At 73.3% G+C, this 13,459-nt stretch carries 15 protein-coding genes; 12 read left to right on the top strand and 3 right to left on the bottom strand.

Annotated features, from left to right (window positions below; all coding sequences use genetic code 11):
- Window positions 1-14: 14 nt before the first annotated feature.
- The 10 genes from PV789_RS00760 to PV789_RS00715 all read left to right on the top strand — a co-directional run bounded on the left by PV789_RS00760 (window position 15) and on the right by PV789_RS00715 (window position 10,098).
- Complete coding sequence (locus PV789_RS00760) at window positions 15-2,408, top strand: phage tail protein (RefSeq protein ID WP_274975701.1); 2,394 nt, start codon at window positions 15-17, stop codon at window positions 2,406-2,408.
- 4 nt (window positions 2,409-2,412) lie between these two features.
- Window positions 2,413-3,306: a phage distal tail protein gene (locus PV789_RS00755; protein ID WP_274975700.1), complete on the top strand. Its 894-nt coding sequence runs from the start codon at window positions 2,413-2,415 to the stop codon at window positions 3,304-3,306.
- A gap of 13 nt (window positions 3,307-3,319) precedes the next feature.
- Window positions 3,320-4,321, top strand: coding sequence for a hypothetical protein (locus PV789_RS00750; protein WP_274975699.1), 1,002 nt, complete (start codon window positions 3,320-3,322; stop codon window positions 4,319-4,321).
- Window positions 4,309-5,499 (top strand): hypothetical protein, encoded by a 1,191-nt coding sequence (locus PV789_RS00745; protein WP_274975698.1) that lies wholly within the window; start codon window positions 4,309-4,311, stop codon window positions 5,497-5,499. The genes PV789_RS00750 and PV789_RS00745 overlap by 13 nt, the downstream gene beginning before the upstream one ends.
- 6 nt (window positions 5,500-5,505) lie before the next feature.
- Window positions 5,506-6,321: a hypothetical protein gene (locus PV789_RS00740; RefSeq protein WP_274975697.1), complete on the top strand. Its 816-nt coding sequence runs from the start codon at window positions 5,506-5,508 to the stop codon at window positions 6,319-6,321.
- Complete coding sequence (locus PV789_RS00735) at window positions 6,318-6,662, top strand: hypothetical protein (RefSeq protein WP_274975696.1); 345 nt, start codon at window positions 6,318-6,320, stop codon at window positions 6,660-6,662. The genes PV789_RS00740 and PV789_RS00735 overlap by 4 nt, the downstream gene beginning before the upstream one ends.
- Window positions 6,663-6,742: 80 nt before the next feature.
- Complete coding sequence (locus PV789_RS00730; protein WP_274975695.1) at window positions 6,743-7,621, top strand: peptidoglycan recognition protein family protein; 879 nt, start codon at window positions 6,743-6,745, stop codon at window positions 7,619-7,621.
- Window positions 7,622-7,734: 113 nt separating this feature from the next.
- On the top strand, window positions 7,735-7,962 hold the full coding sequence (locus PV789_RS00725; protein WP_274975694.1) for a hypothetical protein: 228 nt from the start codon (window positions 7,735-7,737) through the stop codon (window positions 7,960-7,962).
- Between the two features lie 3 nt (window positions 7,963-7,965).
- The gene (locus tag PV789_RS00720; RefSeq protein WP_274975693.1) at window positions 7,966-9,222 is read left to right on the top strand and encodes a collagen-like domain-containing protein; all 1,257 of its coding nucleotides are present in this window, start codon (window positions 7,966-7,968) and stop codon (window positions 9,220-9,222) included.
- 3 nt (window positions 9,223-9,225) lie between these two features.
- Window positions 9,226-10,098, top strand: a complete 873-nt coding sequence (locus PV789_RS00715) for a peptidoglycan-binding protein (RefSeq protein WP_274975692.1) — start codon at window positions 9,226-9,228, stop codon at window positions 10,096-10,098.
- A gap of 57 nt (window positions 10,099-10,155) precedes the next feature.
- Here the strand turns inward: PV789_RS00715 and PV789_RS00710 are convergent, their stop codons facing one another.
- The 3 genes from PV789_RS00710 to PV789_RS00700 form a co-directional block, all read right to left on the bottom strand.
- On the bottom strand, window positions 10,156-10,452 hold the full coding sequence (locus PV789_RS00710) for a hypothetical protein (protein ID WP_274975691.1): 297 nt from the start codon (window positions 10,450-10,452) through the stop codon (window positions 10,156-10,158).
- A gap of 52 nt (window positions 10,453-10,504) precedes the next feature.
- Window positions 10,505-10,684 carry a hypothetical protein gene (locus PV789_RS00705; RefSeq protein ID WP_274975690.1) on the bottom strand — a complete coding sequence of 60 codons (180 nt, stop codon included), beginning with the start codon at window positions 10,682-10,684 and terminating at the stop codon, window positions 10,505-10,507.
- Between the two features lie 841 nt (window positions 10,685-11,525).
- Window positions 11,526-11,864: a hypothetical protein gene (locus tag PV789_RS00700; RefSeq protein WP_274975689.1), complete on the bottom strand. Its 339-nt coding sequence runs from the start codon at window positions 11,862-11,864 to the stop codon at window positions 11,526-11,528.
- Between the two features lie 253 nt (window positions 11,865-12,117).
- On the opposite strand from PV789_RS00700, the gene PV789_RS00695 reads away from it, so the two are divergent.
- Both PV789_RS00695 and PV789_RS00690 read left to right on the top strand, forming a co-directional pair.
- Window positions 12,118-12,984 (top strand): helix-turn-helix domain-containing protein, encoded by an 867-nt coding sequence (locus tag PV789_RS00695; protein ID WP_274975688.1) that lies wholly within the window; start codon window positions 12,118-12,120, stop codon window positions 12,982-12,984.
- On the top strand, window positions 12,974-13,162 hold the full coding sequence (locus PV789_RS00690) for a DUF397 domain-containing protein (protein ID WP_274975687.1): 189 nt from the start codon (window positions 12,974-12,976) through the stop codon (window positions 13,160-13,162). Before PV789_RS00695 ends, PV789_RS00690 begins: the two co-directional genes overlap by 11 nt.
- The last annotated feature ends 297 nt before the right edge of the window (window positions 13,163-13,459 follow it).

The following is a 13,459-nucleotide window of genomic DNA, read 5'->3' as shown; positions in this document are numbered from 1 at the left end:
GGGGGTGATCCCCCGTGGCGCTCAAAGTGGGCGAGCTCGTCGCGTACCTGCGGGGCGACGACTCGCACTTGCAGAAGGCGTTGCGGCGCACTGAGGCCGGGCTCGCCGCCGTCGGCCGCGCCGCCGCGTTCGCCACGCTCGCCGCCTCGGCGGTCGGCCTGGCCGCCGCGATCGCTCCCGTGTCAGGGGCGGTGCTCGCGCTCCCGTCCGCGCTCGCCGTCACCGGGGCCGCCGCGGCGACGCTCGCGGTCGGCCTGTCCGGCGTCGGCGACGCCATGGCCGCCACGGGCGGGACAGCCGAAGAACTGGAGGAGGCCCTACAGGGGCTTTCCCCCGCTGCACAGTCGTTCGTGCGCGCGTCGGCCGGGTTCCGGACGGCGTTCGCGCCGGTCCGCGCGGCCGTACAGGAGAGGCTGTTTTCCGGGCTCGGCGCCCAAGTCGAGCGGCTCACCGCGACCGCGCTCCCGACTCTGCAAACGGGCATGGTCAACGTGGCGGGCGCACTCAACGCCGCCGCGAACAGCGCCGGGGACACGATGGCGTCCCCGCTGTTCAACGGCAAGGTGGCCGCGATTTTCGCGGGCACCACGTCGGCGACGAACACGCTCGCCAGCGCGGCCGGGCCGCTCCTCGACGTGCTCGCGTCGCTGGGCGTCGCCGGGATGCCGCTCGTACAGAGCTTCGCGGACTGGGCAGCAGGCGGGATCACCAGCGCCGCCGCGTTCCTCAACACCGAGGCGGGCGCCGCCCGGCTAGCCGGGATGGTCGAGACGGCGGGCGCCGTCCTGTCCCAGCTCGGCACCATCGGCGGGAACCTCGCGACCGCGCTCGGCGGGATGTTCGGACCCGCGGGCGCGTCCGGGGCCGGGCTCCTCGACACGATCGAGAGCCTGACCGCGCGGTTCGCCGAGTGGGCACAGAGCGCGGAGGGGCAGCAGGGTCTACAGACCCTGTTCGACACGCTCGGTCAGGCCGCACAGAACGTGTTGGCGCTCCTCCCGCTCCTAACGGGGGCCCTGGGCGCGGTCGTGTCCGTGCTCGGCATGCTCCCGCCCGGCGCCCAGGCCGGGGCCGCGGGGTTCCTGGCGTTCGCGATGGTCGGCGGCGGGCTCATCTCCCGACTCGGCGCACTGACGGGCACCGTCAAGGGCGTTGCGACGGCGATCAGCGGGACCGCGTCGGGGATCTCCCGGTTCGTCGGGGGGTTCCGCTCGGCGGAGGTCGCGGCCGGTGCTGCGTCCGGTCGCCTCGGCACGGTCGGCGGCGCGGTGCGTAAGGTCGGCGGGGCGATCGGGTCCGGCATCGGCACCGCGGCGAAGTTCGCCGCCAGCATGGTCGGGCTCGGCGCGAAAGCGCTGGTCATGGGCGCGAAAATGTTGGCTGGCTGGCTCATGGGGCTCGGCCCGATCGGGCTGATCGTGGCCGCCGTGATCGCCGTCGTCGCCCTGGTCGTCGTCTACTGGGACCAGATCGTGGCGGCCGTCGTCGCCGGGTGGGAGTGGGTCAAGCAAGCCACGGTCGCAGCCTGGGAAGCCGTCAAGGGCTGGCTGTCGGCCGCGCTCGACTTCATCGTCGGGCTGTTCATGAAGTGGCACCCCGTCGGGATCATCATTTCCCACTGGGACCAGATCAAGGCCGCGACGGTCGCGGCGTGGGAGGCCGTCAAGGCGTGGCTCTCGGCCGTGTGGTCGGCGATCGTGGCCGTGGTCTCGAACCACATCGCGCGTGTGCGCGCGTTCATCACGAACACGTGGAACGCGATCAAGGCGACGAACTCCGCCATCTGGAACGGAATCAAGTCGGCGATCTCGGCCGTGTGGAACGCCATCGTGGCCGTGGTGTCCAGCGTCATCGCGCGCGTGCGCTCCACCGTGACGGGCGCGTGGAACACGATCAAGAGCGCCACATCGAACGCGTGGAACTCGATCAAGAGCTCTATCTCGAACATGATCAACCGCGCCTGGTCGACGGTCCGCGGGATCGTCTCCCGCTTCACCGGGATTGGCCGCGACATCGTCGACGGGATCATCTCCGGCGTCACCGGGGCTGCGTCACGCCTGTACGGCAAGCTCCGGTCGATGGCCACGGGCGCGCTCGACGCCGCGAAGTCGGCCCTGGGGATCAACTCGCCGTCGAAGGTGTTCGCCCAGGAAATCGGCCGGTGGATCCCGCCGGGTGTCTCGGCCGGTATCGCCTCGGCGCAATCGGCACTCGACCGGGATCTCGCCGCCATGGTGGCCGTGCCGCCGCCCCCGCCCGGGTGGGACGGGGCCGCGGCCGGGACGTCCGGCCTCGGCGGTGCGCCGTCGGGTCCGGCCGTGCACATCGAGAACTGGAACGCGACCGAGCGCGTCGGCGCGACCGAGGTCGGCGAGAAGCTCTACGCGCTCGTGACGGCGAGGGGGTGAACCGGTGCCTGACGACGACTCCGCGCGGATGATGCGGGCGGCGCTCGCTCCGGGACAGGTGTCCTGGGGCGGGCTGCTGCTCGGCGCCGGTACGCCATGGCGGTGGGGCCAACTCGACGGGTGGGAAGACCTCCCCGGGCTCGACAGTGGGGACGTGGCTCGCCCGTCGCGTCATGGGGCGTGGGGCGGGCGGGATCTCGCGCAGCCGCGCGTGGTCACGCTCGCCGGGCAGCTCGCCTGCCGACGCTCGCAGGTGCCCGCCATGGTGGCGGCGCTCCGGTCGGCGACGCGGGTCGCCGACGACGCCGAGCTCCTCCCGCTCGCGGTCAACGCTTGGGGCGAGGAGCTCCTCGCGTGGGCGCGACCAACGCAGCGGCTCATGCCGTTGGCGAAGGGGGCGAGACTCGGCCTCATCCCGTACACCCTGCAATGGACGTGCCCGGATCCGCGCCGCTACAGCGTCGAGGAGCACACGCGCGAGATCCTCGCGCCGGTCCGTCCCGCCGACGGGCTCGACTACCCGCTCGGCTACCCGCTCGACTACGGGGCGCCCATGACGGGCGGCGCGGCGACGCTCACCAACCAGGGCACCACCGGGGCTCACCCCGTGGTCACGATCACCGGGCCGTGCGACCGGCCGCAGATCGTCAACCGCGCGACCGGGCGTGCTCTGGAGTTCGCGCTCACACTCGCCCAGGCCGAGACGCTCGTCGTCGACTGCGACGCGGGGACGGTGCTCCTGTCCGGCAGCGCCGACCGCCTGTACACCCGCACCCCCGCCAGCGTGCCCGTCGAGGCGTGGACGCTCCCGCCCGGCGCGGCGGCGATCCAGTTCCGGCCGCTGGCGGCCGGGCCCGGCTCCTCGGCCGTAGTCCGCTGGCGAGACGCCTACCTGTGAAGGGAACGAACCTATGACCGTGCGCGCGCTCGCGCTCGAATCCGGCGTGACCACGCTGGAGGACCACAGGCTGTTGGTCGGCGCGCTCCTCGGCGGCGTCGACACCGCGTGGACGCTCGACCGGCGCCCCGGCCTCCTCGGCGGGGGTGGCGACCCCGGCGCCCTGACGGGTAGCGGCATGACGGCGACCGTCGGAGCGTTCGCGGCCGTCGTCCCCGGTGCCTCCTCCCCGACACAGGGCCCATACCTGGTCGTGTCGACCGATGCGGAGGAGGTCGAGCTCCTCGACGGCGACGCCGTCGGCGACCGCGTCGACGTCCTGGGCGTGGTCGTGCACGACGACGTGTACGACGCCACCGGGGCCGTGGTCGCCGAGGTGCGCGTCGTCGACCCCGCTACCGACGCGACCGTGCTCCCGCTGCACGATGTCACCGTCCCCCAGGGCGCCAGCGTCGGCACCGGGGGCGTGCCGTGGACGTCGGCGGTCGCCGACCGGCGCACGTACACGTCGACGCACGGGGGCGTGATCGCTGTCCCGGACATGGCCGCCAGGAACAGGCTCGCCGCCGTCAGGGGCGGGACGCTTGTCCACGTGGCCGCGACGGATGGCCTGTACATGAGGCTCCCGTCCGGGTGGACGCCCGTCGCTGGCCAACCGCTGTATGACGCGCTCGGCGGGATCTTCCAGCCGCAGCCGGGGCCGTGGGTGCAGGCCCAACTGACGTCTGGGATTACCCACGGGTCCGACCCGGTCGAGCTCTGCCGGACGGCGAACGGCTTGGTCTACATGAGGGGCACGTTCACCTGTGCCCGGCCGATCAACGACACCGACCTCGGCCAGGTCCCCGCGGGCTTTGAGCCGGTGCGTCTGGCGCGCTGGTCGACCGCCGCGACGCAGTCGGGCGGGTACAACTCGGCGCGCGTCGAGGTGCGCGCCGACGGCACCATCCGGGGGTATGCGCTGTACGACCCGTCGTGGGTGTCGGCCGACAACGCGTCCTGGTGGACGTCGTGACCGCCCGGTACCGGTACGTCTTCGCGGACCTGGTCACCGATCGCGACTTGGTCGAGCTCGACCTATCCGACGTGACGTTCGACCGGCGCATCTGCCAGGCGGGGTCATTCCGGGCGACGGCGCACGTGACCGACCGCCAGACTGCCGACGCCGTCGCGAAGGTCATCCCGCGCGCGCCCGGCGACCTCGACCGCGGGCCGGGCCGCACGGTGGTGCACATCGACCGGGGCGGGGACCTGTGGGGGACCTACGTCGTCTGGCAGGGCACCCCCCAGGGCGACGACCGGGGCCGGATCACCGTGCCCCTACAGGGCGCGTCGCTGGAGTCGTACCTCAGTCACCGGGAGATCCGGCGCGACCTGGTGTACGCCCAGGTGGGCGACCGCGACATCGCCCGGGACCTGGTCGCCGACATGGAGTCTCACGGGACGATCGGGCTCGGTATCGCCGCCGGTCCGGCCGGAACGCCGCGCGACCGGGAGTACCGGGCCAGCGCGGCGGCGACCTACGGGGATCGGCTGGCCGAGCTCTCCGAGGTGATCGGCGGGCCCGAATGGATGATCCGAGTGTTCCGCGACGCCCAGGGCGTGCGCCGCCGGGAGTTCGTCGTCGACGGGCGCCTCGGCCAGGACGCCACGGACCACCACTTCGCACAGCCGGGGAACGTCGTCGGCTGGTCGTACCCGGCCGACGCGACCGACGTCGCGACGTCGTGGCAGGCCCGCGGCGACACCCCCAACGACGACCTGTCCGCGGAGTCGGAGCCGCTGCTCTCCGGTATCTGGGAGGACCCCCGATACCGCGCGGCCGGGTGGCCGCTCCTCGACCGCACGGTCGACTACCAGGGCGTCACGTCGGTGGCCACGCTCGACGCCTACGCCCGGTGGTGGGCAGAGCGGCGGTCCGGGATGCTCCGGATTCCACAGGTCGAGGTGCGCCTCGGCGACGCGACGTCGTTCTCCCCGAACAGGCTCGGCGACTCGGCGAGCATCACGCTCGTGAACGACTGGTTCCCGCTTGCCAGCGGGCGGCCGACGTTCTCGCACCGCTGGCGGATCGTCGGCGTCGAGGTCACCCCGGTATCCCGCGCGAGCGGGCAGGAGCGCGCCCGCCTCATCTTCGAGGAACCCAGCGGCCACCCCGCGACCACCACAACCACAGCCCAGAACAGGGGGTGACCTACCATGCCCAGGCCCGCGTACCCGCCGGACTGGTCGACGACCGTCCGGGGGCTACAGGCCGGTGTGCGCGCCGCGTACACCGCCGCACAGACCCGTGTCCGGTACGCCGCCATCCGCACCGCGTCCATCATCATCGGCCCCCAGGTCGGCGCACAGATCACCATCGACCCGGGCGACGACAGCGCGGGCGTGCTCCCGCATGTGCGGATCGCCTCGGCGGGCGGCGACGGGTTCCTCGTCGGCCAGGCCGACAGCGTCGGTCTGGGCAGCGCGCTCCGCACCACCGACGATCACGAGTTCGGCGGGATCTCTGTCGGCGGCGGCGCCGAGTCCGCCTACGTGCGCGCGATCGTGACCGAGGGCGGGGCGGGCCGCGCGCGGATGGAGCTCCGCGCGGACGGCGCGCACCTGTACGCCATCGGTGAGGCCGAGATCCGCAGCGGCTACGCCGGGGGTTCCTCCCCCTACGGGGTCGCCCGCACCGACACCGACGGGGCGGTGCTCGCCTGCTACTCCGCTACCGGGGCGGCGCTGGCCACGGTCCGCGCCCGCGCTGACGGGACCGTCGCCGTCTACCAGAGCGCCGCCGCCGCGGCGGCGAGCTCCTCGGCGCCGACGACGTTCGCCCGGACCGCCGAGACCACCGTCGCCGACCCCGGGCCGGACGCCGACCCGGCCGACCAGACGGCATTCCTCCGCGACGTCGTCGAGCGCCAGGCCGCCGAGCTCGCCGAGCTCCGCGACCGCCTCGACCGGATGCCCCGCTTCGAGGTGGCGACCGCCGACGACGCCGACTGGGCCGAGGAGGGCGAGCGGTGACCGATCCGAACTACACCCATCTCGGGGAGCTGCTCGGCCTGATCCGTGACGAGATGCGGCGGGGATTCGCCGACCTGAAATCCGAGCTCGGCGAGCGGGTGTCCGTCGAGGTGTACGAAGCGGACAAGCGCCTACAGGAGGAGCGCCTCGACCGGCTCGGCGCCGAGGTCGCCAACCTGCGCACGGACGCCAAGGTCGCCAAGGACGGCGCCGACGCCGAGCGGGTGCGTGTCGCCCAGGACCGCGCGGCCGATCGCCGCATGATCTGGGGTGCGCTGCTCGCCGCCGCCGGGGCCCTGGTCGTCGGTGTGATCCTCGCGTTCCTGCGCACCACCGCCTGACCGCCTCAGCCGCGGTCCCAAATCTGAAACCGCCCGCCCCGGCCGACCGGCCGGGGCTTCCCCATGTCTGGAGTCTGTACATGGCCATCCGCTACGTGCCCCGCGAACAGTGGGCACACCGACAGATCAGCGACGGCGCGTTCACCACCGTCGGCCGCACCCGCGGCGTCAAGGTCCACTACACGGGCGGGTCGCTGTCGACGCGGGTCGTGACCGACCACGACGAGTGTCTCCGCCGGATGCGCGGGTACGTCGACGGCCACCTCGCCCAGGGCTGGACCTGGGGCGGCTACAACGCCTGCGTGTGCGGACACCGCGACGACGACGGCCGGTACCTCATGTTCGAGTGGCGGGGGGTCGGCAAGCTCCCCGCGGCCAACGGCGCCGGACTCAACTCCGGCCACCAGGCGGTGTTGGTGCTCGTCGGTTCGTCCGGTCACACCGAGCCGACCGAGGACCAGGTCGCCGCGACACGTGAGGCAGTCGCCTACACCCGCGCCCGTGGCCACGGCTCGGAGGTCAAGGGCCACCGGGACGGCTACGCGACGTCGTGCCCGGGTGGGCCGCTGTACGCGCTCCTGCGCGCTGGGAAGCTCACCCCCGGCGCGTCCGGTGGCGGGTCGGGGGACTCCTCCGGCGGGGGTTCCTCGGCGCCCCGGCCGACGCGCCCCGGCGAGGCGCCGCCCTACGCGTTCCCGCTCCCGGCCGGGCACTGGTTCGGGCCGCCGTCGTCCGACTCCCGCAACCACAGCGGGTTCTACTGGCCGTCGGACCGGCCGCACGTCGAGCAGATCCAGCGGCGCCTACGCGACCGCGGGTGGGGGATCACGGTCGACGGTCGGTACGGCGAGATGACCGCCGGAACCGTCGAGGCGTTCCAGCGGGAGAAGGGGCTCGTGTCCGACGGGCTCACCGGTTCGGCCACGTGGCCCGTGCTGTGGACCGCCCCCATTACCTGACTCTCTGACCTGGCCGCCGTCACCGTGTGGTGGTCGCCGGCAAAACCCACAGTAACCGCGCCCCGGGCACCCGCGCCCGGGGCGCTTCCCGTCTCCACCTGGAGGACTCCCTCATGCATGCCGCCCCGAAGGACCCGACCCGCTACCTGCCCGAGCGCAAGGTCGGCGCCGCTGGCGCCGCCGGTCTGGCTGTGACCGTGCTCGTCTACGTCGCCGGGCTCCTCGGTCACCCGCTGCCCGCCGACGTGGCCGCCGCCGCGGTCGGCCTGGCCGCGTTCGCCGTCGGCTACCTGGTGCCGAGCCGCCGCCGCGGCGAGCTCGACGTCGAGCAGGGGGCGTAGCCCGTGGCCGAGGTGTCCATCCTCAATCTCCCGCCCGACTTCGATCGGGTCGAGCTCTTCGGCCGGTGGGTGCTGCTCTCCGGCACGCCCGCGTCCGGGACCGTGACCCTGCAGCCGAGCGTGCCCCGGCTCGTGTCTCCGGCTCACTCGACCGTGATCATGGGTACGCCTGTGGTGCTCCCCCTCGACGCGGACGGCGCCATGCGCGCCGAGGTGCCCGCGACCGATGATCCGGACATCAGCGGGGGCCCGTGGGCGTACACGGTGACGGTCACGATCACCGGGGCGAGCTCCTACTCGTTCTCTCTGCTGGCGCCCGCGGCCGGGGGGCCGATCGACCTGTCGACGCGTACACCGCCGCTGGAGCCGCCGCCGCTTCCCGACGTGCCGATCGTGTGGTCGGTGAACGCGAAGACTGGGCACGTGTCCTTGTCCGCGGCCGACGTCGACGCGCTCGGTCTGGGCCTCCTCGGCGCCCCGGGCGGCGTCGCCGAGCTCGACGCCGACGGCGTGGTACCCGCCGCCCAGCTCCCCGACGTCGTCGGCGAGCAGGGTCCGCCCGGGGAGGACGGCGCCGACGGCGCGTCCGCCTACGCGCTCGCCGTCGCCGACGGCTACACGGGGACCGTCGAGGAGTGGCTCGCCAGCCTGGTCGGTCCCCAGGGCCCGGCCGGTGCGGACGGCGCTCCCGGCGCGGATGGCGAACAGGGTCCGCCCGGCGACGACGGGGTCGACGGCGCCCAGGGCCCGGCCGGTGCCGACGGCGCGTCCGCCTACGACGCCGCCGTCGCGGGCGGGTTCGTGGGCACGGTCGAGGAGTGGCTCGCGTCGCTGGTCGGTCCCCAGGGCCCGGCCGGTGTCGACGGCGACCAGGGCCCGGATGGTCCGGCCGGTGCGCCCGGCGCCGACGGCGAACAGGGGCCCGCCGGACCGCCCGGCGACACCGCGTGGACCTGGTCAGCGCCGCACGCCGGAGCGACCGCTCCCGGGGCCGCGCTACACCGGATGTACAACACCACCGGGGCCGCGCGCACGGTCACGCGCGCGCACGCGAGCGTCTCCTCGACCTCCTCCTCGGCGATCGCCGTCGAGGTGCGCCGAGGCGGGACCTCGGTCGGAACGGTGACCATCCCCGCGGGCAGCAACGCCGCCGCCGTCGACCTCGGCGCGGCGGTCGCCGACGGCGAGTACCTGACGGTCGCGGTCGCCCAGGGCGACGCCGCCGCGCTCGCGCTCACGGTCACGGTGCGGGTGGTGTGACCCGTGGCGATCATCCGACAGAACACGTGCCATGGCCGAGGCGGGCACCTGGTCACCGTGGCGAACAGCGACGCACACGGCGACCCGTGGTCGACCGTCGCCGGACACGTCGCCTACGACGTGCGCCCAGGGTCCGCCGGGTGGCCGTGTCTGCGGCTCGGCTCGCCCGTCTCCTCGACCTCCTCCTCGGTCACCCGCTCGACGGGGACGCGCGACGCGCTGTCCGTGGCGGTGTACGTGTGGGTACCGACCGGCGCCGCCGTGACCCTGTCCGTCGGCGGGACCTCCGCCGGGCATCCGTCGGCGGTGTGGTCGACGTCCGGGGGGCTCACCCTGGGCGGCGCGACAGTCTCCTCGGCGGTCGCCTCGGCGACCCGCGACCGCCTGGTCCGCGTCGAGGTGTCCGCGTCGGCCGGGACGGCGACGTACCGGATCACCTACGTGAACCCGTTGGTGACGGCGCCGGACTATGAGGCGTCAGTGGCGTACACGGGCACCCTGACGACCGTGCGCGCGCTCGCCGCCGCAGGGTCGCGCGCGTGGGTCGATACCCTCCGCGTGGGTGAGGGCGAGTGGCTCGGATCCGGCATCATCGGGCCCGCGTCGACTCCCGGGTACACCGCGTCGGGGCCGTGGGTCGTGCTCGCACAGGAAGACCTCATGGCCGCCGGGTATGAGTTGCCGCAGTGGGGCGCCGACGGGTTCTATGGGGCCGAGATGTCGACGGCCGTGCAGGCTCTACAGACCGGTCACGGCCTGGTGGTGGACGGGATCATGGGCCCGTCCGCGCGCGCGGCGCTCGACCAGGAGCTCAACGCCGCCCGGTACCCGACCGCCGTCGGGCCCGTCGGGTGGGGGGTGCCGCTCGCCGCATGACGAACGCCCCCGCTCTCCCTGTACGGGGAGGGCGGGGGCGTTTTCGCGTGTCCGGGGTCAGCCCGGGAGATAGGACTCCGGGGCCGGGTCCGACGGCGACCAGGGCACCCAGCCGACGAAGTGCCACGTGTACCGGTCCCCGTCCGGCGCGGGCGCGTAGTGGGCACGCGGTGCTTCATCTTCGTCGTCCCCGCGGGGCGGGAGCTGGGCGCCGTCGACCACCAAGAGTGTGCCGAGGTCGTCGAGCGGTGGCTCCTCGATGTCTGCGCGGGTGTAGACGCCCGTGAGGGCTTGGTGGTGCCAGCAGGCGGGGCCGCCGACGAGGCGTACAACAACGAGGTCTGTTGAGGTCATGGGTCCATCCTTCCTGTACGGCCGGGGCCCTGGGTACGGTGGCCGGATCCGGTCACCGGGTGCGGGACTCCCACAGGTCGTCGAGCGCGCCGAGTCCGGCGACCTCCTCGTGTACGTGCTGGGCGAGCGCGGGCCGGAGCTCGGCGTCGGGCGGGAGTTCGCGGAGGAGCCGGTAGCGGGCGACCTGGTCGTCGGTGAGCCACAGGTCGGTGTACAGGATGAAGTGGTGCATTGCGTCCCCCCGGTCGCTATGCGTGATCGTGCGTGGTGTGGCAGAGGGGCCCCAGGTCGCACCTGGGGCCCCGGTTCCCGACGCTTACGCGCCGGGGGCCGTCCCTCCCCCTGCTCTCCCCCTGTAGGGACGGCCGTCAGGCCCGCCCCGCGGCTGTCGACTCACTCCTCCTACCTCGGCCGAGGTGGTGTGTGAACCGCGGGGCGGGGGCTGGCCCGCGCGGCCGGTGGGGTCGCAACCCGACCGCGCGGGGGTCTGTGGTGGCGCCCGCTACGGGGTGCGGGCGCCACCTCGGCCGACACCCTGGGCAGGGTCGGCCGCCCGCGGGCGGGACGGGGAATCGCCGCGCGCGGGAGTTCGGAGCGCGTCCCGTAGGACCCGCTGCATACAGGAAATGACGTCGTCGGGGTCGTGGGGCTGCGGGGGGAGGATCAGGGCGAGCCCGACCACCTCGGCGGCGCGCGCGGCGCCGCGGGTCGGCCTGTGGGGGGTCATGGGATGGCCTTCCGGATGTAGGGGCGAACGAACGCGGGGGGTGGGGCGGCGTCGACGGCCGCCATTTTCCGGCGCACCGCCTCGGCCGTGGCGGCGCGCACGGTGTGCGCGGCCCTGGTCGCCACGTAGCACCGGCCGGTGCCCGGGTCGTCGTCGGGGATGGCCACGACCCGCCAGGCCGGGTGATCGCGACCGAGGAGCTCCGCCTCGGCCGTGGTGCCGCGATAGGTCCGGCGAGCCTGCCGGGGCGGGCGGGACGTTCGCGGGGCGGGGCGGCGCGGCCGGTGCCGCCCGCGGGCCGGACGGAACACCGCGCCGAGGAGCTCGGCCAGCAACCGGAGCGCGTTCACCGTTCCCCCCGGGGGGCGGGGACCGTCCACGCCTCGGCCACGGGCACCCGGCGATGCTCGCCGCGCGCGGTGCGGACGTCGAGCTCGTGCCCCGGGGCGCCGGGGCCGCCGCGGTGGTAGCCGACGACCCGGTCGGGCCCCTGGGCGCCGTCGGCCCCGCGGACCCACGAACCGAGCGGGTGCGTCCGCTGGATCTCCCGCCAGAGCGTTTCGAGCCGGACCGCGTCGAGCGTGGCGAGGAGCTCGCCCACCTCGGCGCCGGTGAGCTCGCGGCCGTCGGCGATCACCGCGTCGGCAGTGACCAGGATGTCGCGCTGGTCGTCGAGTGTGTACATGTCCAATTCAGGCCACCTCCGCGAGGTACCCGCGGACGCGGGTCGAGCGTCGGCGTCGGGCGGCGAGTCGGGCCGCCGCGCGCTCCCGCACGACAGTGAGGGCGGACGGGTGCAGATACCGATCCATGGAAGCTCTCCGATGTAGAAGTCACTGCGAGATGACTCAGGCACATACATACTTCACGAGAGACCAGGATCACTCAACCCGTTTGGCGAGATTCTCTTGGATTTTTCAGATGGCTACGATGACCCCATGCGATCCCCTACCTATTCGCCGACCGTGCGCCGCCGACGGCTCGGCATGCAACTCCGGCGCATGCGGGAGGAGGCTCAACTAACCGGCGCAGAAGCCGCGGAGCGGGCGGGAATGTCCCGCGCTGCGCTTGGCAAAATCGAGACCGCCGAGACACGAAAGGTCCCGATTCGCCAGATCGACGCGCTCGCCGAGCTATACGGAATCCCCGCCGACCAGGCCGAGGGACTCCGCCAGCTCGCGCGCGACGCAGGCGAACGGGGTTGGTGGTGGCGCTTCCGCGACGTGTTCGGGTCCGGCACCCTCCCCGATTTCGAGGCCGAGGCGAACCTCATTCAGACCTACGAAATCGCCACCGTGCCCGGACTCCTCCAGACACCGGAGTACGCTGAGGCGCTGTTCCGGGGCGGGCCGCTCACCTCACAGGAGCACATCGACCGCCAGGTCGAGGCGCGGATGACGCGCCGCGAGATCCTCCACCGCCACGACTCCCCGCCGCGGCTGTGGGCCGTGATCGACGAGGCCGCACTCCGCCGACCGATCGGCACACCGGACGTCATGCGCGGACAGCTCGACTACCTGGTGCGAATCGGCCAGAGCGCGAACGTCGATATCCAGGTGTTGCCGTTCGCTGTCGGCGCGCATCCGGGCCTGGGCGTCGCGTTCACGATGTTGCACTTCGCGGAGCCCCTCGACCCGTCGCTCGTCTACACGGACAGCATCGGATCCGGCCTGTTCGAGGAGGACCCCGACGCGGTCGCCCAGTATTCGGCAACATGGAGCCATGTGCAGGCGGCGGCATCGACTACCGTCGTGTCTGCCCAGTACATCGAGGGCATCCGTGATGGGAAGACCAATGACACCTGAGTACCGCTACCGCAAGAGCTCCTACAGCACGCCGCAGTCGCAGAACTGTGTGGAGGTCGCCGACCTCCCGACTGAGACCCGGGTCCGCGACACCCAGAACCGCGAGCTCGGCCATCTGGGGTTCGCGCCGGGGATCTGGACCGCGTTCCTGGCCGCGGCCGAGCGCGACGCCCAGTAGGGCGCCGGACAGCAAGCAGGCCCCCGCCCGGGTGGGCGGGGGCCTGTTGCACCTGAGTCGCTCTCGCAGTAGAGCAACCGCGGCGAGTCTACCGGGCAGGGCGGACACTCGGGCGCTGGCGAGCACATCCGAACAAAACCGAACGCTCCGGGTCGCCCCAACTCTGTGACCAGCGGAAACTATAACGTCCTTTTCCGATCGGCATCCAAGGCGTATTCGGAGGTCGTCATCCCGGCGTCCGACGGGGGCGGCGCTGTGGCGGGCGAGGGTACGGGAGCGGACGTGCGCGCGGCAGCG

Origin of the sequence: Nocardiopsis camelliae, from assembly GCF_028993595.1 — a bacterium.
Lineage (GTDB): Bacteria > Actinomycetota > Actinomycetes > Streptosporangiales > Streptosporangiaceae > Nocardiopsis > Nocardiopsis dassonvillei.
This window is presented reverse-complemented; position numbering and strand designations above follow the sequence as displayed.